The sequence below is a fragment of the Nonomuraea sp. NPDC004186 genome (genome assembly GCF_053603495.1).
On record NZ_JBSGFQ010000175.1, the window covers coordinates 1 to 19497 of the forward strand.

Here is a 19497-nt window from a genome sequence, read left to right on the forward strand (position 1 = left end):
TCCCGATCGGCGAGCTCACCTTCAGGGCCATGACCGGGCCGCCTCATCCGGGGAGTCACCGATGCTTCGCCGATCCCACCTGTACGCCCTGCTCACCGCGCTCCTGCTGGCGGTCACCCTCGGGGCCGCCCTGCCCGCCACGTCGGCGGCGGCGCCCGTGCGGATCATGCCGCTCGGCGACTCCATCACCGCCGGACCCGGCTGCTGGCGCGCCATGCTCTGGCACCGCCTGCAGACGACCGGGTACACCGGCATCGACTTCGTCGGCAGCGATCCCGACGGCGGCTGCAACTACGGCTACACCTACGACGGCGACCACGAGGGCCACGGCGGCTACTCCGCCACCGGCATCGCCGACCAGAACCAGTTGCCGCCGTGGCTGGCCGCGGCCAGGCCCGACATCGTCCTCATGCACCTGGGCACCAACGACATGTGGGGCGGCTTCATCCCGACCAGCACCGTTCTGGCCGCGTACACGAAGCTGGTCGGTCAGATGCGCGCGAGCAACCCCACCATGAAGATCATCGTGGCGCAGATCATCCCCATGAACCCGTCCGGCTGCCCCACCTGCGCGGCCAGCGTGACGGCGCTCGACAACGCGATCCCGGGCTGGGCCGCCGGCCTCACGACCGCGCAGTCGCCCATCGTCGTCGTGGACCAGTGGACCGGCTTCAACACGGCCACGGACACCGGCGACGGGGTGCACCCCAACGACGCCGGCTTCCAGAAGATGGCCGACCGCTGGTACCCGGCCCTCGCGCGGGTGCTCGACGGCGTGATCCCGCCGACCACGCCCACCCCGACCCCGACCCCAACGCCCACCCCAACGCCGACCCCGACCCCGACGCCCGGTGACGGCCGGTGCACCGCCGCCTACCGGGTGATCTCCCAGTGGGGCGGCGCCTTCCAGGCCGAGGTCACCGTGCAGAACACCTCCACGCGCGCGGCCTCCGCCTGGACGACGACCCTCACCTTCGCCGACGGGCAGCAGGTCCGCGAATCGTGGAACACCGCGCTCACGCAGACCGGCGCCACCGTCACGGCGCGGAACGCCGCCTACAACGGCAGCCTGCCGGTCGGCGCGTCCACCGCGTTCGGCTTCAACGCGACCTGGAACAACGCGACCAACACGCCACCCCAGGTGAGCTGCGTGCTCAGCTGAGCCTCTCGGCCAGCGAACGCGGGCGCAGGTCGGTCCAGTGCCGCTCGATGTAGTCCAGGCAGGCGGCGCGGCTGTTCTCGGGAAGGACGACGGTCCAGCCGGCGGGGACCTCGGCGAAGGAGGGCCACAGGGAGTGCTGGTTCTCGGCGTTGACCAGGACCAGGAAGCGGCCGTCGGCGTCGTCGAACGGGTTGGTGGTCATGCTTGATCCCTTCTGGGTTCACCGGGCCACGGCCAGGCGGTAGTTCTCGTCGGTGGTGAGCAGGTTGCGATGGGTGTCCTCTGCGGTGATGACGCCGTCGTCCAGGACGAGGACCCGGTCGGCGGCGTCGAGGAGGGCCGGGCTGCTGGTGATCACGACGGTGGTGCGGCCCCGGCGCAGCTCCGCGACGTTGCGCGCGATGAGCTGCTCGGTGACCGCGTCGACGGCCGTCGTCGGGTCGTGCAGGACGAGGATGTCGGCGTCGGCGGCCAGGGCGCGGGCCAGCGACAGCCGTTGGCGCTGCCCGCCGGAGAGGTTGGCGCCGCGGTCGCGGACGCCGTAGTCGAGCCCTTCGGGGTGGAGGGCCACGACGTCGACCAGCATGGACGCCTCGACGGCTTCGGGGACCATGCGGCCGGTGCCCGCCGGGTCGATGTTCGTGCGGAGGGTGCCCGCGAAGATCTCCCCGTCGTACGGGTTCACCAGCATGCGCTCGCGGACCGCCTCGATCGACAGGTCCGCCGCCTCCCGCCCGCTGACCCGCACCACGCCCTCGTACGCGCCGGGCGGGACGTGCACGGCCAGGATCGACACGAGATCGGCCGCCGCGCGCGGCTGGTAGGCGGCGATCGCCACGAACTCCCCGGCCGGCACGTGGAACTTCAGCTCGCGCAGCGCCCCGTACCGGACGCCGTCGACCTCCAGGTCCCCGCCCGCGGACGGGCGCTCCGGCCCCGGGGTCATCACCGCGGGCGCGGCCAGCACCAGCGCCATCCGTTCGGCCGACGCGTGCGCGATCATCACGTACTTCGGCATCTCCGAGAACAGCTTGAGCGGTTCCATGATGAACTGCGCCAGCCCCACGGCCATGACGAGCTGCCCGATGGAGATCCGGCCGTCGAACGCCAGCCACCCCGCCGCCAGGGTCACCGCGGTGGCGAGGATGGCGTTGAGGATCTGCGCGGCGCCGGCGTACGCGCCGTTCACCCTGGCGACGGTGACCGCCTGGCTCCTCGCCTCCGTGCTGACCTTCCGGTAGGACAGGAACGCCGCGTGGGTGCCGCCGAAGCCGTGCAGCGGCCGCAGCCCGGTGATCAGGTCGGCGACCTTCGCGCCCGCCCGCGCCACCCGGGCCTGCTGCTCGCGGGTACCGGCGCCGATCCGCCTGGACAGCACGCTCAGGATCGACAGGATGGCGACGGTTCCCACGATCACGAGCAGGCCGAGCCACACGTTGGCCGTGCCCAGGGCGATCGCCGTGATCAGCACCGCGACCAGCGAGCTGACCAGCAGCGGCACCACCTCGATGATGTCGGCGGTCTGGTCGGCGTCCTCGGTGGCGATGGTCAGGACCTCGCCGGACTTGAGGTCGACGTCCCTGGCCACGGGCTGGAGCCCGCAGGCCGCGACCCGCACCCGCCAGCGGTGCGCCTCGGTCGTGTTGGCCTTCTGCAGGATGCGCATCCCGAACCGCCACGACAGCGACACGGTCGTGATGATCACGGCCAGCGCGGCGATCGACACCGCGAGCGAGCCGAGGCCGCGCTCGCGCATCGTGTGCTCGACGATCAGGCCGAGCGCGATGGGGAAGGCGGTCTCGCCGGCCTGGTACATGCCCATGAGGACGGTGCCCCAGGCCATGGCGCCCGCGTTGCGTCGCAGTGCGGTCCGCAGGATGCCGGACCCCGTACGGTCAGGAGTTGTCATCGAGGTGCCGGGCAATCGCTTCGGGGGTCCGCAGGGCGAACAGGTCACGAATGGTGATCACGGGGCCGTACTCGCGGCGGAGCAGCCCGATCAGCCGCACCGCCAGCATGGAGTGCCCGCCGAGGGACATGAAGTCGCTCACCGCGCTCACCTCGTCGTCGTCCAGGTCCAGCGCCTCGGCGAAGAACTCGCACACCACGGTCTCGGTCCCGGTCGCCGGGCCGCGCTCACCCGCGGTGGTCAGCGCGCCCAGCGGCCTGGCCTCCGGCAGCGCCTTGGCGTCGGCCTTCCCGTTCACGGTCAGCGGGATGGCGTCGACCTGGGCGTAGTGCGTGGGGCGCAGGAAGTCCGGCAGCCCGGCGCACACCTCGGCGGCGACGGTCGCGAGGTCGGAATCGCCCAGCACGAGGTAGGCGGCCAGCCGGTACGCGCCGTCCACCTGGGGGTCCGGCTGGGCGACCGCGGCGGCGAACCGCACCGCCGGGTGCGCCTCGAACGCGGCCTCGACCTCGCCCGGCTCCACCCGATGCCCGCGGATCTTGACCTGCTGGTCGGTGCGGCCCAGGTACATCAGGTTGCCGTCGGGCCGCCGGACCACGAGGTCCCCGGTGCGGTACATGCGCTCGCCGGGCTCGCCGTACGGGCAGGCGACGAACCGGTGCGCGGTCTGGGCGGGCTGCCCGAGGTAGCCGCGCGCGATGCCGACGCCCGACACGTACAGCTCGCCGGGCACGCCGTCCGGAACGGGCCGCAGCCACGGATCCAGCACGTACACGTCGGTGTTGTCGATCGCCACGCCGACCACCGGGTCCTGGCACTCGAAGGTGCCGACGCCGAGGGTGTTGATGGTGTACTCGGTGGGTCCGTACAGGTTGTAGCCGACCGTCCCCTCGGTTTCGGCGAGCCGGCGCCACAGCGCCGGGGTGACCGCCTCGCCGCCCAGCAGCACGAGCGCGGGCCGCCGCGCGGGGTCGTCGAGCAGCCCCTCGGCCACCAGCTGCTGCGCATAGGTGGGGGTCACGTTGATGACGTCGATCCCGTGCTCGAGGCAGTACTCGACCAGGCGGGGCGCGTCGCGCCGCAGCTCCTCGTCGCAGATGTGCACCTCGTGGCCGTCGGCGAGCCACAGGAGCTCCTCCCACGACATGTCGAACGCGAACGACACGGTGTGCGCGATCCGGAAGACCCGGTGCCCGTGCCGCGCCAGCACCGGCTCGAAGATCCGGCGCTGGTGGTTGATCAGCATGTTGGTGAGCCCGGCGTACCCGGTCACCACGCCCTTGGGCTTCCCGGTCGATCCGGAGGTGTAGATGGTGTACGCCGGGTGCCGCAGGCGGTCCGGGTCGCCCGGCGCGAACGTCGTGAGCGGCTCGGCCTCGGGCAGGGGGCGGTCCAGCTCGATCAGGTCGCCGGTCAGCCGGGGAGCGACCGCGCTCACGGTGAGGATCACGTCCGGGCCGGCGTCCGCGACGATCGCGGCGATCCGCTCGTCCGGGTGGTCCAGCTCCAGCGGCACGTACGCGGCGCCGACGCGCAGCACGGCGAACAGCGCCACGATCGAGTCGAGGGAGCGCGGGATCGCCAGGCCCACGGTCGTCTCGGGGCCGATGCCGCGCCGGGCGAGCACCCCCGCCACCGCGCGGCTGCGGTCCCTGAGCTGGGCGAACGTCATGGTCCGGCCGTGGGCGACGAGCGCGACCCGCTGCGGGCCGCCCTCCGCCGCCCGGTCGAACCGGTCGACCACGGTGTCCGTGCCGACGTCCGTGCGTACGGCCGGCTCGGGCTCCGGCCCCAGACCCCGCAGCGCGCCCACCGGCCCGGTCGAGCGGGCCAGCTCCTCCAGCACGCGCACGTAGTCGTCCAGGAGACGGCGGGCGCGCCCGGAGTCGTCGTCGCGGTGCTCCAGCTTGACCGTGAGCCGGTCGCCCGGCGTGACGACCCAGGTGAACGGGTAGTGCGTGGAGTCCTCGGCGCGCACCTCGGTGATGCCGTGCCGGGCGTTCATCGTGGCGAGCGCGTCCAGGTCCAGGAAGTTCTGGAGCACGAACAGGTTGTCGAACAGGGTGTCGTGCCCGCTGGCCCGCTGGATCTCGCCGAGACCCAGGTGCTCGTGCTCCATCGCCGCGACCCTGGCCGCCTGCACGGCGGACAGATACTCCCGTACCGTGTCGTCCGGCCGGGCCCGCGTCCACATGGGGACGGTGTTGAGCAGCACGCCGACGATGTCGGACAGGCCCTCGCCCTCCCGGCCGGAGACGGTCACGCCGAACACGGCGTCGCTCCGGCCCGTGTGCGCGCCAAGCAGCAGGCCGAACGCGCCGGTCAGCACCGAGTTCAGCGTGACGCCGTGCGTCCTTGCCGCCTCCCGCAGCAGGTCCGACTGCCCGGGGGAGAGGGTGCGTACGAGGGCGCTCGGCAGCTCGTCCGGCAGCGACGGAGACGGCCCGGCGAGCAGCGTCGGGCCGGGGAGGCCGGTCAGGTGCTCCGCCCAGAACCGTTCCGACGCGGCGAGGTCCCTGGTGGCGAGCGCCCGGGCGTGGCTCTCGAAGCTCGGCGTGGCCGGGACCGGGTCCAGTGGCTGTCCCGCGAGGACGGCCTGATAGGCGTCGAACAGGTCCCGGAGCACGATCTGGCGGGACCAGCCGTCCCACAGCAGCAGGTGGTAGCTCAGCAGCAGGCCGTCGCGGTCGCCGGGCAGGCGCACCACGGTCAGCCGGATCAGCGGCGGCTCACCCGGGTCGAAGCCCGTGTCGCGGTCCCGGGCGCGCAGGGCCTCGACCTCCGCGTCCGTCGACAGCGCGACCACGCGGACGTCGATCCGCCGGCCGGCCGCCAGGACCTGGACCGGGTCGCCGCCGGCGTCGGTGGTGAAGCCGGCGCCCACGACCGGGTGCCGAGCGATCACGTACGCCATCGCCTCGGCCAGGGCGCCGGTGTCCAGCCGCCGGTCGAAGGTGAAGTAGTTCTGGGCGACGTAGTGGCCGGCCGAGCCCGCCAGCTGGGCCTGGAAGAACAGGCCCTTCTGGAGCGGGGTGACCGGCGCCGTCCACTCGGCGGTCGCGGCGGCGTCCGCGATCCGCTCCACGGCGCGCCGCCAGTGCTCGGCGAGCTCGTCGGGGACGCCTTCGGCGAGGGTGAAGGCCGCGCGCAGGCTTCCGGTGGCCGCGTCGATCCACGCGTTGACCTCGACGGCGTACGGGCTGCCCTGGTCGCCGCCGGTGATGTGCCCAGTGATCTGCAGCGCCTGGGACTCGCTGCCCCGGCCGAGGTAGTTGAACAGCACCTGCGGGCGCGCGTTCAGCAGCGGCGCCGTCTGCGGGTTGAGGTATCTGAGCTGGCCGTAGGCGACGTGCCCGCGCTCGTCCGGCTGCCGTTCGGCGAGCTCGCGCGCCGCCGCGACGGGGTCGGTGTGCGCGGTGAGCCGTACGGGCGCGATGGAGGTGAACCAGCCGACCGTGCGGGTGTAGTCGTGGTGTTCGAGCGCCGGGACCCGGCCGTGGCGCTCCAGCTCGATCGCGAGGTCGGTGGGCGACGGCTGGACGTGCGTCAGCGCGGTCCGCAGCGCGCCGCACAGCAGCTCGGTGACACCGACGCCGAGCGTGGCGGGCGCGGTACGCGTCACGCGGGCGGTCACCTCGGGCGCGACCTCCACCACGGTCTCGCGCAGCCGCTCGACCACGGGCAGCAGCGGGGGCGCTTCGAGCGTGCCGACCCAGTGCCCGAGGTCGTCGATCGCCTGGGCGGACCCCGCCGCCAGCGCGCCGGCGTACTCGGCGTAGGACGTGGTCGGTGGTGCCAGTGCCGCCCCGCGCATGGCGGCGGCCAGGTCGTCCAGCAGGACCAGCCAGGACACCGCGTCGACGGCGAGGTGGTGCACGGTGACCACGAGAGTCCGGCTCGCCGCCAGCCAGGAGAACGCGATCATCTCCCCGGCCCCGGGATCGAGCCGTCCGGCGGCCTCGTTCGCGACGGCCGTGGCGTCGGTCGCGTCCGTGCGGGCGACGGTGACCTGCCGGGCGGGTTCGGTGCGCAGCGCCCACACCCCGTGCTCGACGCGCAGCCGCAGCCGGAGGGCCGGGTGCGCGGCCACGACGGCCTCGGCGGCGCGTCCGACGTCGGCGAACCCGGTCCCCTCGGGCGCCACCAGCGTCCTGGCCTGGGCGAACCGGGTGAGAGAGCCGCCCAGCCCCCGCTGGCGCAGGATGATCGGCGTCGGCGTCAGCGGACCGTCCTCATGAGAGGCGGGCACCGGCTCCGTGGCCCGGGGCGCTCCCAGGTGCCCGGCGAGCGCGCGCGGCGTCCTGAGCAGGAACACGTCCCGTGGGGTGATCGGCAGGCCGAGCGCCCTGGCCCGGTTGACCACGGTGATGATGACGATGCTGTCGCCGCCGGCCCTGAAGAAGTCGGTGTCGCCGTCCACCTCGCAGCCGGGCAGCGCGTCGGCGAAGATGCCGACCAGCGCGGCGAGCATCGGGGTGTCGTCCCGCTCGGTGCGCTCGGAATCGCCCGCGGGCACCGGAGCGTCGTCCCGCCCGGCGTGCTCGCTCAGGGCCTTGCGGTCCAGCTTGCCGTTGACGGTCAGCGGCAGCGTCTCCACGCGGAGCACCCGGCGCGGCACCATGTGCGCGGGCAGCTTCGCCGACAGCAGCCCGGAGACGTCGCCGGGCACCCGGCCCACGACGTGCGCGACCAGGTGGTCCCCGCCGCCCGCTACGGTGACGGCCACGTCGACCACGCCGTCGAGCTCCCTGATCGCGGACTCCACCTCGCCGAGCTCGATGCGGAAGCCCTTGAGCTGCACCTGGTCGTCGGCACGGCCGGCGAACTCCAGCTCGCCGTCGAGCGTGCGGCGGGCGAGGTCGCCCGTGTGGTACATGCGGGAGCCGTCGCCCGCGAACGGGTCGGCCACGAACCGGCTCGCGGTGAGCCCCGGCCTGCCCAGGTAGCCGAGCGACACCTGGTCGCCGGCGACGTAGATGGCGCCCACCCGGCCCGGCGGCACCGGCCGGAGCCGGTCGTCGAGCAGGTAGGTGACCAGGCCGGGGATCGGGCCGCCGATCGGGCTGGCGCCGTCTCCGGCCGCGAAGTCCGCGTCGGTCAGCACCCGGTGGGTGACGTGGACGGTGGTCTCGGTGATGCCGTACATGTTGACCAGCTCGGGCGAGCGCGTGCCGTGCCGCTCGACCCAGCCGCGCAGCCGCCCGAGGTCCAGCGCCTCGCCGCCGAAGACGATCCGGCGCAGCGCGGTGACCGGCTCGCCGGCGTGCCGGTCGGCCTCCATGAACTGGTAGAACGCCGACGGGGTCTGGTTGAGCACGGTCACTCCGCGCTCGCGGACCAGCCGGTGGAAGTCGACCGGGGAGCGGGTCAGCCCGTACTCCGGCACCAGCAGCTCACCGCCGTGCGCCAGCGCGCCCCACAGCTCCCACACCGCGAAGTCGAAGGAGTAGGAGTGGAACTGCACCCACACGTCGTCCGGGCCGAAGTCCATGTCCGGCCGGGTGTTCGCGAGCAGCGTCACCACGCTGGAGTGCGGGACGACGACCCCCTTGGGCCTGCCGGTCGATCCGGACGTGTAGATCACGTACGCCGGGTCGTGCCAAGTCACCTCGGTCGCGGTGGTGTCCAGCGGCAGCTCGTCCCCCTGGACGAGCACGCGGGCCGGCCCGCCCGCCCTGGCCGCCAGCTCCGTGAAGCGGTCCCGCTGGTCCCGGTCCACGAGCACGACCTGCGGGGCGGCGTCGGCGAGGACGTACTCCAGCCGTTCGTCCGGGTACGCCAGATCCAGCGGCACGTACGCGCCGCCCGCGCTGACGATCGCGACCAGGGCGACGACCTGCTCGACGGAGCGCGGGACGGCGACGGCGACCCGTTTGCCCGGCCCGACCCCGGCCGCCCGCAGCGCCGCGGCCAGCTCGTTCTTCGCCTCCGCCAGCTCGCCATAGGTGAGCGACCGGGTGCCGCCGTCGAGACCGCACTGGGTGACGGCGGTGGCGGCCGGGTCGCGCTCGGCGGCGGCGTCGAACAGCTCGCCCAAGGTTTCGGGGGTGACCCGCGCGGGCTGCCCGGCGCCGCCCGGCACCAGGTCGTCCGGCCGGGTGAGCAGGCGGGTCAGCGCCCGGGTGAACGTGCGCAGGATCGTCTGAGCGCGCGCCTCCCGCAGCAGCTCGCCGTCGTAGATCAGGTTGAAGCGCGGGTGGCCGTCGCGTGCGCGCTCCACCACCAGCGTCAGCGGGTAGTGAGGGGCGCCCTCGTTCACGATGCCGGTGATGGCGAACTCGTCGCCGGGCCTGCGCAGACCGTCCACGTCGGCCGCGACGTCGAACACCACCAGGGTGTCGAACAGAGGGCCGCCGCCGGCCTGGCGGCCGATCCTGGTCAGGGAGACGTGCTGGTGCGGCAGCACCGCGCTCTGGTGGTCCCGCACCGAGGCGAGCAGCTCGCGCGCCGTGGTGGCGCCGTCCCACCGGACGCGTACGGGGATCGTGTTGATGAGCAGGCCCACCATGTCCTTGATGCCCGGCACGTCCGCGTCGCGCCCGGACACCGTGGAGCCGAACACCACATCCTTGCCCGGCAGGATGCCGCCCAGCGTCACCGCCCACGCGCTGTGCACGGCGACGCTCAGCGGCACACCCGCCGACCGGGCGGCCGCGTCGACGTCGTCGTCCGGCTCCACCGCGGTCTCGGCGTACCGGCCGGACGGGGTGTGCCCCTCGGCCACCAGCGAGGGGCCGGGCAGGCCGGCGAGCTGATCGCGCCACACCCGGTCGCTCTCGTCGTCGTCGCGCGCGGCCAGCGCGCGCACGTGGTCGGCGAAGCCGCCCTGCGGGTACGCGGTCCACGGCGCGTGATACTCGGCCAGCAGCGCGCGCAGCATCGGGGGCACCGACCAGCCGTCGGCGAGGATGTGGTGCACGGTCTGCACCAGCACGTTCCCACCGGAACCCGTACGGATGAGGGTGAAGCGCATCAGCGGACCGGTGGCCAGGTCGAACCCGGCGCGGCGGTCCCGTTCGGCGTGGTCGCGGATCTCGTCCTCGGTGATGCCGGGGCGCTCCAGCGTGGTGAACGGCGCCTCCACCCCGCTCTCCAGCACCGAGACCACGCGGCCGTCGGCGAGGGCGACGAAGCGCGCGGCCAGGTTCGGGAACAGGTCGAACAGCCGGGTGGCCGCCGCCGCGAGCCGGTCGGCGTCCACGTCGCCGTCCAGCGTCATGATCTGCTGCTCGACGTAGCTGCCCGCCGAGTCGTCGTCGAAGACCGAGTGGAAGTACAGGCCCTCCTGCAACGGGGTCAGCGGCAGGATGTCCCGCAGCGCCGGGCCGTCCAGGGCGTCGACGTCGGCCTGCGTGAGAGCCACCGCGGCGAAGTCGCTGGGGGAGTGGCCGCCCTGGTCGAGCGCGGCCAGCCCGGTCAGAGCCGCCCGGAAGTACTCGCCGATCGTCGCGATATCCTCGTCCGCGAACATCCCGTCCGGCCAGGAGATGGTGGTGAGCAGCTCGTACGCGCCGCTCGCGCCGGGCTCGGCGATCGCGTTGAACTCCAGGGCGCGCGGCAGCCGCATCCCCGGGTCGCGCTTCTCGCCCAGCTGCCCCGTGGCGCCCGCGAGCCGCCAGTCCCCGGACACGCCCGCGTCGTAGCGGCCCAGGTAGTTGAACAGCACCTGCGGGGCGGGCGCCGCGAACCCGGTGCCGGTCAGGTAGCGCAGGGCGCCGTAGGAGACGCCGTTGCTCGGCACCCGGGCGAGGTCCTCCTTGACCGCCTTGAGCGCCGCGGACAAATAGTCGGGAGCGGTGAGATCGGCCGCCGCGCCGGGGTCCACGGTCACCGGGAACAGCGTGGTGAACCAGCCCACGGTCCGCGACAGGTCCGGCTCGTAGCCGGCCGCGCCCGCCACGAACCGTCCCTCGCGGCCGTGGCCCTCGAGTTCGATGTGCGCGTACGTCTGGTCCTGCCCGAGGTCGCGCCGCCACCGGGCGAGGGCGACGGCGAGCGCGGTCAGCAGCACGTCGTTGACGCCCGCGTGGAACCTCGCCGGGATCTCGCCCAGCAGCGCGGCGGTGACCTCGGGGCCGACCGGGACGACCTGGGTCCGCTCGCGCGCGACGGTGTCGGACGCGGACGGCGGACGCCTGCCCAGCGGCCCGTCCGCTCCCGGCAGGGGCCGCTGGAAGTGGTCGCGGTCCGCGTCGAACGCCGCCTGCTCCAGCAGCTGCGTCCAGCGCCGGAACGACGTGCCCACCGGGGGCAGCTGGATCGGCGTGCCCGAGGTGAGCTGCCGCCACGCCGTGGCCAGGTCCTCCATCAGGATCCGCCAGGACACGCCGTCGATCACCACGTGATGCGCGACCAGGACGAGCTGCCGCGCCTCGCGCCGCCAGACGGCACGGAGCATCACGCCGTCGTCGGGGGCCAGCCCGGCGGTGGCGAGCCGGACGCACTCGTCGAGCGGCCGGTCGCTCTCCTCCCACCCCACGACGGCCCCGTCCGCCTCGGGGATGTCGAAGCCCCAGCGCTCGCCGCGCACCAGCCTGGCGCGCAGCATGTCGTGCCGCCTGACCAGGGCGGCGAGCAGCTCGCCGAGGGCGCCGGCGGTCAGGTGGGCCGGGGTGTTCAGCACCACCGACTGCACGAAGCCGTCGATCGCGTCCGTGTGCTCGCCGAGCCACTGCACGATGGGCGCCCCCGCGACGGGACCGGTCGCGACGTCCCCGCGATCCACGGTGGAGACGTCGTCACGGGTGGCCGCCGCGGCGAGCGCTCCGACGTTGCGGCTCGCGAAGATCTGCGTCGCCGTGAGGTGGAGGCCCGCGTCGCGCAGCGCGCTCAGCAGCGAGATCGCCAGGATGCTGTCGCCGCCGAGCCTGAAGAAGTTCTGGTCGACACCGACCTCGTCCAGCCGCAGCACCGACGCGACCGCCGCGCACACCAGGCGCTCGGTCTCGGTGGCCGGCGCGACGATCGCACCCGTCCCGATCGCCGGCTCCGGCAACGCGCCCCGCTCCAGCTTGCCGTTGGCGGTGAGCGGGAACTCCTTCATCACGACGACGTGCGCGGGCACCATGTACTCGACCATGTGCTCGGCGGCCCACGCCTTGACCTCGTCCGCCCGCAGGTCGCCGCTCCCGGCCGCCGGGATCACGTACCCGACCAGGTAGGTGCCGCCCGCCGCGTTCTTCCTGGCGACGACGCAGGTGTGCCGCACCCGGGGGTGCTCCGCGAGGCCGACCTCGACGTCCTCGATCTCCAGCCGCATGCCGCGGATCTTGATCTGGTTGTCGGCCCGGCCGAGGAAGTCCAGCGACCCGTCGGGGGCGAAGCGCGCCAGGTCGCCGGTGCGGTACAGCCGGGACCCGTCCCCGGCGAAGGGGTTCGCCACGAACCGGGACGCCGTCAGGCCGGGCGCGTTGACGTACCCGCGGCCCAGGAGGAAGCCGCCCACGTACAGCTCGCCGCCGACGCCGACCGGGACCGGGCGCAGCTCCTCGTCCAGCACGTACAGCTCGGTGTTGGGGTTGGCCTTGCCGATCGACGTCGACAGGCGCTCGGCCGCGCCCCGGTAGATGACGTGCGAGACGCCGATCGTCGTCTCGGCGGGGCCGTAGCCGTGGTACATGGGGATGTCGAGCCGGGTGCGGAAGCGCTCGTACAGCTCCGGGGTCAGCACCTCGCCGCCGCACCACACGTGCCGCAGGCTGTCCAGCCGCCCGGAGTCGCCCGCGATCTCCAGCAGCACGTCCAGCATGGACGACACCAGGTACGTGAAGGTGACGCGCTGCTCGGCGATCACGCTCAGCAGGTGGTGCGGGTCGCGCTCGCCGCCGGGCCGCAGGACCACCAGCCGGCCGCCGCACACCAGCGGCAGGAAGATCTCGTTGATGGAGATGTCGAACGACAGCGGCGCCTTGAACAGCGACGCGTCGTCGTGGCCGAAGCCCAGGATCTCGCGGGACTGCCACAGCAGGCGCTCGCTGATCGCCTCGTGCCGGATCATCGCGCCCTTGGGCCGCCCGGTCGAACCGGACGTGAAGATCACGTACGCCAGGGCGGGACCGGGGACGGCGATGTCGGTGTCCTCGGTGGGATACGAGCCGAACCGCCAGTCGCCGAGGTCGACGGCCACGGCCTCCGGCTCGCCCGCGCCGTGCTCGCCGGAGTCGTTGAGCTGCGCCACGACCCCGGCGTCCTCGATGACGACCGCCCGGCGCGCGGCCGGCCACTGCGGATCGAGCGGCACGAACGCGCCCCCCGCCTGGAGCACGCCCAGCAGGCCGATCACCATCTCGGCGGAGCGGCCCAGCGAGATGCCGACGATCTGTTCGGCGGTGAGCCCGCGGTCGATGAGGTGGTGGGCGAGCTGGTTGGACAGCTCGGCCGCCTCGCGGTAGGTCAGCGACCGGTGCCCGTCCACGATGGCGACGGCGTCCGGCCTGGTCCTGGCCTGCTCGCGGAACATCTCCACGATGGTCGGGCGGACCCGGTCCACGTCGTTGTCGTTCCACGCGGCCAGGGCCGCGAGCCGGGCCGGCACGCTGGACGGGCCGATGGTGCCGATGGGCCGATCCGGGAAGTCGGCCAGGTCGTCCAGCGCGAGCTGCGCGTCGGCCGGCGCGACCCCCTCGGGGACGGTGATGCTCCGGCCGTCCGCGCCGACCTCCCAGCCGGCGACCCCGTCCCCGCCGTTGTCGGCCCATCCGAGCACGTCGGCGAACAGGGTGGCGGAGGTGAGGTCGAGACTGCCGGGGCTCTGGCCGGTCGCCCAGTAGGCCAGCCCGATGGCGCACGCCTTGGTGATGGTCCTGTCGGAGTAGCCGCCGGTTCGCCGGCGCACGTCGGCCAGGCGCGCGGGAGAGAGCAGTGCGAGACGAGTGCTCGGTTCCGTCATCGAAGACTCAGCCGTCCCTTTCGAAGGATGAAGGTTCTTGCCACGCGCGCCACAGCCGCGCGTACCTGCCGCCCAGAGCCACCAGCTCCTCGTGGGTTCCCTGCTCCACGACGCGTCCCGCGTCCAGCACGGCGATGCGGTCGGCCGCCATCGCCTGGGTCAGCCGGTGCGCCACGAACAGCGTCGTACGGCCCTTGCAGGCGGCGGCCACGGCCCGCTCCAGCTCGGCGGCGCCCTGGCTGCCCGCCTCCGCGGTCGACTCGTCCAGCACCACCACCGGCGACCGGCCCAGCACGAGCCGGGCAAGCGCGATCTGGGCGACCTTGGTGCCGTCCAGCCGCTCACCGCCTTCGCCGACCACGGTGTCCAGCCCGTCGGGCAGCGCTGCGACCCACGTGTCGGCGCCGACCCTGCGCAACGCGTCCATCAGCTCGGCGTCGGCCGCCTCCGGCGCGGCCAGCCGCAGGTCGCCGGAGAGCGGGCCGGAGAACACGTGCGTCTCCTGCGTCAGGATGCTCACCAGGGCCCGCGCGCCGGCCTCGTCCAGCCCGGCGAGATCGGTCGATCCGATGCGCACCGACCCGGCCTGCGGGGTCCCGATCCCCGCGATCAGCGCCGCCAGGGTCGACTTGCCCGCGCCCGTCGCCCCCACCAGCGCCAGCGACCCGCCGGCCGGGATCACCAGGTCGACGTCCCGCAGGACCGGCCGCTCCGAGCCGGGATAGCTGCCGGGATAGCTGAACGTCAGCCCTTCGACCATCACCGGGTACGGCCCGGCGTCCGCGGGGGCGGCGGCCACCCGGCCCACCAGCCGCTCCTCCGTGGCCTCGCCCAGCACGCCGACCAGCCGGGTCAGGCTCGCGCCCGACTTCTGCGCCTCGTCGAAGGTGAACAGGATGGCGCCCAGCGGGTTGAACAGCCGGTGGAACAGCAGCGGCGCCACCGACGCCTCGCCCAGGGTGACGGCGCCGGCCTCCAGCAGGACGTACCCCACCACGAGGATCAGGACCAGCCCGATGAACTCGGCGCGGTTCTCCCTGCCGACGAACCGGCCGAAGAACCGGAACACCTCGACGCCGAGATCGCGCACCCGCCACGACTCGCGGGTGACCTGCTCGCGGAAGGCCTCCTCCAGGCGGTAGGCCCGGACGGTGTCGATCCCGTTCAGGCCGCTGATCAGCGCCTGCGCGCGATCGGCCTGGGCCTCCCGCTGCCGCTGGTAGAGCGGCGCGGACCGGGGGAGATACCAGCGCAGGGCCAGCGCGTACGCGGGCAGCGCGCCGGCCCCCGCCAGGCCGAGCCGCCAGTCCAGCCCGAACATGCCCGCCGTGGCGATGACGACCAGCACCCCCGACGAGAACACCGTGGGGACCGCCGTCCGGATGCCCTTGGACACCACGGCCACGTCGTCACCGACCCTGGACAGCACGTCGCCCCGGCCGACCTGCTCGATCCGCGCGCTCGGCATGCCCAGCACCGCCCGTACGGCGCCTTCCCGCAGCCGCGCGAGCAGGTCCGCGCCCAGCCGCCCGATCAGGTACGTGGACGCCGTGGTGGCCGCCGAGCCGAGCAGCGCGGCGGTCACCATCAGCACCCCGACGGTGACCAGGACCGACCGCGACTGACCTTCGACCACCCCGTCGACCACCCGGCCGAGCAGGAGCAACGGCAGCACCTGGAGCGCCGCCGCGGCCACCGCGGTGAGCACGGTGGCGCCCGTCAGCCAGGGCACCTCGCGGCAGTACGCCGCGACCCATCGGGTGGCCTCGCGTCCGGTCGCCGTGCGCAGGATCGCCGGGGCGACGCGGGTGCCGGTGGTGCTCACACCCGGCCCACGGCAGGCCGGGCACAGGACACGTTCACCGGCGTCACCAGGCGGCCGACTTGACGAGCTCGTCGATCGCGTACGGCAGGGACAGCAGGGTGCCCTGCGACATGGCCGCGCCGATCGCCGGTCCCTCGCTGTCCAGCAGGTACGACACCTTGCCGCCCTTGACCGCGGGCAGGTTGGCGAACAGCTTGAAGTTCTTCAGCGCGTTCTGGTCCGCCTGGTCGGCGATGACGAAGATGTGGTCGACGTCGATCAGGTCGATGCGCTCGGGGGACAGCACGGTGTAGAAGCTGCCGCCCGCGATCTTGTCGATCTCCGTCGCGCCCTTGAAGCCGATGCCCGACACCAGCCGTCCGCGCACGTCGGTGGTGGTGAACGGGGCGACCGAGTTCTTGTACCAGGACACCGCGACGGCGGTGCGCTCCGCGAACTCCGGGTGCGTCTTGCGGGCGGTGTCGAGCTTGTCCTGGATGCCCTGCACCAGCTTGGCGCCCTCGTCGGCCTTGCCGAGCGCCTTGGCGATGTGCAGCGCGTTGTCCTGCCACGGCGCGCTGAACGGCTCCTTCTCGGTCTTGGTGCGGCCCACCGTAGGAGCGATCTTGGAGAGCCGGTCATAGGCGGCCTGGTCGATCTCGGAGTAGACCGCGATGATCAGGTCGGGCCGCAGGGCGGCGATCTTCTCGTAGTTGGGGCCGGAGTCCCCGTTGTTCATGATGACCTCGGGGCGGGTGTCGCCCCACCGGTCCTTCACCCAGGGCCACTGGGTGTTGACGTCGGGGGTCTTGCCCGGCGGGTTCGGGTACTGGTCGACCATGCCGACCGGCTTGATGCCGAAGGCCAGGATGGCCTGGTCGTCGGTGTAGCCGACGGAGACGACCCGCTGGGGGGCCTTGGTGATCTGCGTGGACCCGAACGCGTGCTCCACGGTCAACGGGAACACGCCACCACCCGTGGCCGCCGCGGTGGTGTCGCCGCTCGGCTTCTCCGCCGAGCCGGAACCGCATCCCGCGATCAATGTCGCAGCGGACAACACCACTGCGATGCGCCGCAAGGTCTTCGTCACTGTTCTTCGCTGGAGGAGCATCCGGAATCCCTTGCCTTCGTGCGATCCACTGGAACCGTAACATTCGCAGATTAGGTTAGCCTAACCTTACTTCTTCAGGTTCGCCCGCACCAGCAGGTAGACGAGGAAAGGGCCGCCGATCGCGGCGGTGACCACGCCGACCGGGAGGCTGACCGGCAGCGCCGTACGCGCCACCAGGTCCGCGCCGATCAGCAGCAGCGCGCCCACCAGCCCGGATGCCACCAGCGGCGGCGTCGGACACCGTGACAGCCGCATCGCCACCTGCGGCGCCACCAGCGCCACGAACGGGACCGGGCCCGCCGCGCTCACCGCCACGCCGGCCAGCAGCACCGCGCACAGCAGCAGGACCGCCCGCACCATCGAGTACCGGACACCCAGGCCCGCCGCGACCTCGTCGCCGAAGTGCAGCGGCCTGAGCTGGAACGCCACACACGACACGACGGCCATGAGAGCGAGCGCGCACCACAGCGCCACCCAGACCTCGCCCCACGTCCGGTTGTCCAGCGAGCCGACCAGCCACGCCTGGGCCCGGGCCACGTCCCGGATGTCGGCCGTGACCAGCAGCCAGATCGTGATCGCCTCCGCCACGGCGCTCACCGAGATGCCGATGAGGATGAGCCGGAGGCCGTCGATCCCGCGCCGCCACGCCAGGAAGTACACCAGCAGTCCGGTGCCGAGACCGCCCGCGAGAGCCGCCGCGGACAGGCCCACGGAGTCGACGACGGCCGCGGCGACCCCGCCCGACACCGTCACCAGGAACACCGCGACCACGCTCGCGCCTCCGGTGATCCCCAGCACGTCCGGGCTGGCCAGCGGGTTGCGCGCGATGGACTGCGTGATCGCCCCGGACACCCCGAGCGCGATCCCCACGACGAGCCCGGCCAGGGCGCGCGGCAGGCGCAGATCCATGATCACGAACTCGTCGACCCGCTCACCCTGGCCGAAGAGCGTGGCGATCACCTGGGGCAGGCCGATGGGGAAGTCCCCGGTGCCGATGGACAGGCAGAACACCAGGAAGGCCGCCGCCGCCAGCAGCAGCGTGACCAGCACCATCCAGGGCCGCCACACGAACGACGCGTGGCCGAGCCGCACGCCCGGTGTCACCGGCCGCTTCACCGCCGTCTCGTTCATACCGTCTTGAACTTTCCGCGCCAGACCAGCGCCGCGAAGAACGGGGCGCCGACCACGGCGACGACGACGCCTGCCTGCAACTCGCCCGGCCGGGTCACCACGCGCCCCACGATGTCGCAGGTCAGCAGGATGACGGCGCCGAGCAGACCCGCGCACGGCACCAGCCAGCGATAGTCCGGCCCGGTGAGATACCGGGCCACGTGGGCCACCATGAGCCCGAGGAACGCGATGGGGCCGCACGCCGCCGTCGTCGCGCCCGCCAGCAGGGTGATGGCGACGATGCCGACGGTCCGGGTGCGCGTGATGTTCACGCCCAGCCCGCGCGCGACGTCGTCACCCAGGTTGAGCAGGTTGACGGCGGGCAGCGTGGTGAGCCCCAGCACCAGCCCGGCCACGACGAACGCGGCCACCGGCCGGATGACGTCGAATCCGACCCCGGCGACGGTGCCCGCGTTCCAGAACCGCAGGGCGTTCAGCGACGCCTGGTCCGATAACGCGACCGCCGTGGTCATCGCCGCCAGGAACACCGCGACCCCCTGCCCGGCCAGCGCGAGCGTCAGCGGGCTGCCCGCGCCCCGGCCGAGGGGGGGCCGCCCGAACACGACGGCGCCGGCGGCCGCCGCCCCCAGGAAGGCGAACCAGACGTACTGGTACGGATTGGCGAGCCCGAACAGGAGGATCACCGTCACGACGGCGAACGAGGCGCCGGAGTTCACCCCCAGCAACCCCGTGTCGGCGATCGGGTTGCGCGTGTACCCCTGGATCAACGCCCCGCTGACCCCCAGAGCGACGCCCGCCACGATCGCGAGCACGGTCCTGGGCACCCGTACGGTCTGCACGATCAGCGCGATCTCGGTGAGCCGCTGGTCGGAGCCCGGCTCCGGGAACAACCCCTGCCACACCTCCGCGAGACTCAGCCCGCGCGCGCCGACGGCCAGCGACACCGCCGCCGCGACCAGGAGAACCACCGCGAGAAGGCCCAAGCCCACCACCCGCCGCCGGCGGACCCCTGTGACCTCGGACGCGGGACGTCTCTCCAGAGTCGTACTCATCGACCTACAATCCACGGGGGCGCGTCTCGATCATGAAACTTAGGTAAGTCTATCCTTAGTTTCTGGCCGACGGTAGGGACGGAGTACGACCGCGCATGGAGCACACTTTCGCCACGTTCGGGTTCCCCGGTGAACCCGGTTCCGACGAGTTCTGGGCGGCGGCGGGAGCGCCCGCGTCGGTGCCCGCCGGCGACGGCTGGGCGACCCTGTTCCTGTGGCGCGGGTCCCCGGCGAGCGTCGGCTTCGAGAGCTGGTCGGAGCCGGTGCCCCTGCGCCGGTGGGGCGACACGGACTGCTGGTACGCCGAGGTGGCCATGCCCGCGCGGCTGCGGGTGACGTACCGGTTCGGTCATCGCCAGCGCGAACGAGGGCAGCCCCGCGGCCGACGCCGTCGACGGCAACATGGGCAGCCGCTGGGCCGCGGCGGGCGACGGGCAGAC

General features: G+C 73.1%; 9 protein-coding genes. 2 read left to right on the plus strand and 7 right to left on the minus strand.

Translation table 11 applies throughout. The features are described 5' to 3' along the window. The first annotated feature begins 61 nt into the window (after nt 1-61). Entirely contained in the window at nt 62-1162 is a 1101-nt protein-coding gene (locus ACWEPL_RS60460) for a cellulose binding domain-containing protein (RefSeq protein ID WP_452442076.1), read from the plus strand. On the opposite strand, the gene ACWEPL_RS60465 is transcribed toward ACWEPL_RS60460, so the two are convergent. The 7 genes from ACWEPL_RS60465 to ACWEPL_RS60495 all read right to left on the minus strand — a co-directional run bounded on the left by ACWEPL_RS60465 (nt 1155) and on the right by ACWEPL_RS60495 (nt 19057). Continuing rightward, nucleotides 1155-1364, minus strand: a complete 210-nt coding sequence (locus tag ACWEPL_RS60465; protein ID WP_397370650.1) for an MbtH family protein — start codon at nt 1362-1364, stop codon at nt 1155-1157. The genes ACWEPL_RS60460 and ACWEPL_RS60465 overlap by 8 nt on opposite strands. An 18-nt stretch (nt 1365-1382) precedes the next feature. Further along, the gene (locus ACWEPL_RS60470) at nt 1383-3071 is read right to left on the minus strand and encodes an ABC transporter ATP-binding protein (protein ID WP_452442077.1); all 1689 of its coding nucleotides are present in this window, start codon (nt 3069-3071) and stop codon (nt 1383-1385) included. Then, the gene (locus ACWEPL_RS60475; protein WP_452442078.1) at nt 3058-13959 is read right to left on the minus strand and encodes an amino acid adenylation domain-containing protein; all 10902 of its coding nucleotides are present in this window, start codon (nt 13957-13959) and stop codon (nt 3058-3060) included. The genes ACWEPL_RS60470 and ACWEPL_RS60475 overlap by 14 nt, the downstream gene beginning before the upstream one ends. Before the next feature lie 7 nt (nt 13960-13966). Continuing rightward, entirely contained in the window at nt 13967-15784 is a 1818-nt protein-coding gene (locus tag ACWEPL_RS60480) for an ABC transporter ATP-binding protein (protein WP_452442079.1), read from the minus strand. Nucleotides 15785-15827: 43 nt separating this feature from the next. Beyond that, on the minus strand, nt 15828-16853 hold the full coding sequence (locus ACWEPL_RS60485; RefSeq protein ID WP_452442080.1) for an iron-siderophore ABC transporter substrate-binding protein: 1026 nt from the start codon (nt 16851-16853) through the stop codon (nt 15828-15830). Between the two features lie 87 nt (nt 16854-16940). Continuing rightward, nucleotides 16941-18005: a FecCD family ABC transporter permease gene (locus ACWEPL_RS60490; protein WP_452442081.1), complete on the minus strand. Its 1065-nt coding sequence runs from the start codon at nt 18003-18005 to the stop codon at nt 16941-16943. Then, on the minus strand, nt 18002-19057 hold the full coding sequence (locus tag ACWEPL_RS60495; protein WP_452442082.1) for a FecCD family ABC transporter permease: 1056 nt from the start codon (nt 19055-19057) through the stop codon (nt 18002-18004). The genes ACWEPL_RS60490 and ACWEPL_RS60495 overlap by 4 nt, the downstream gene beginning before the upstream one ends. A gap of 95 nt (nt 19058-19152) precedes the next feature. On the opposite strand from ACWEPL_RS60495, the gene ACWEPL_RS60500 reads away from it, so the two are divergent. Beyond that, on the plus strand, nt 19153-19497 hold a 345-nt coding region (locus ACWEPL_RS60500; protein ID WP_452442083.1), incomplete at its 3' end, for a hypothetical protein.

What these genes read in the sequence shown, in the direction of transcription:
- ACWEPL_RS60470 (WP_452442077.1), bottom strand. Translation starts at nt 3,071, where the DNA reads ATGACAACTCCTGACCGTACGGGGTCCGGCATCCTGCGGACCGCACTG.
- ACWEPL_RS60460 (WP_452442076.1), top strand. Translation starts at nt 62, where the DNA reads ATGCTTCGCCGATCCCACCTGTACGCCCTGCTCACCGCGCTCCTGCTG.
- ACWEPL_RS60475 (WP_452442078.1), bottom strand. Translation starts at nt 13,959, where the DNA reads ATGACGGAACCGAGCACTCGTCTCGCACTGCTCTCTCCCGCGCGCCTG.
- ACWEPL_RS60465 (WP_397370650.1), bottom strand. Translation starts at nt 1,364, where the DNA reads ATGACCACCAACCCGTTCGACGACGCCGACGGCCGCTTCCTGGTCCTG.
- ACWEPL_RS60495 (WP_452442082.1), bottom strand. Translation starts at nt 19,057, where the DNA reads ATGAGTACGACTCTGGAGAGACGTCCCGCGTCCGAGGTCACAGGGGTC.
- ACWEPL_RS60490 (WP_452442081.1), bottom strand. Translation starts at nt 18,005, where the DNA reads ATGAACGAGACGGCGGTGAAGCGGCCGGTGACACCGGGCGTGCGGCTC.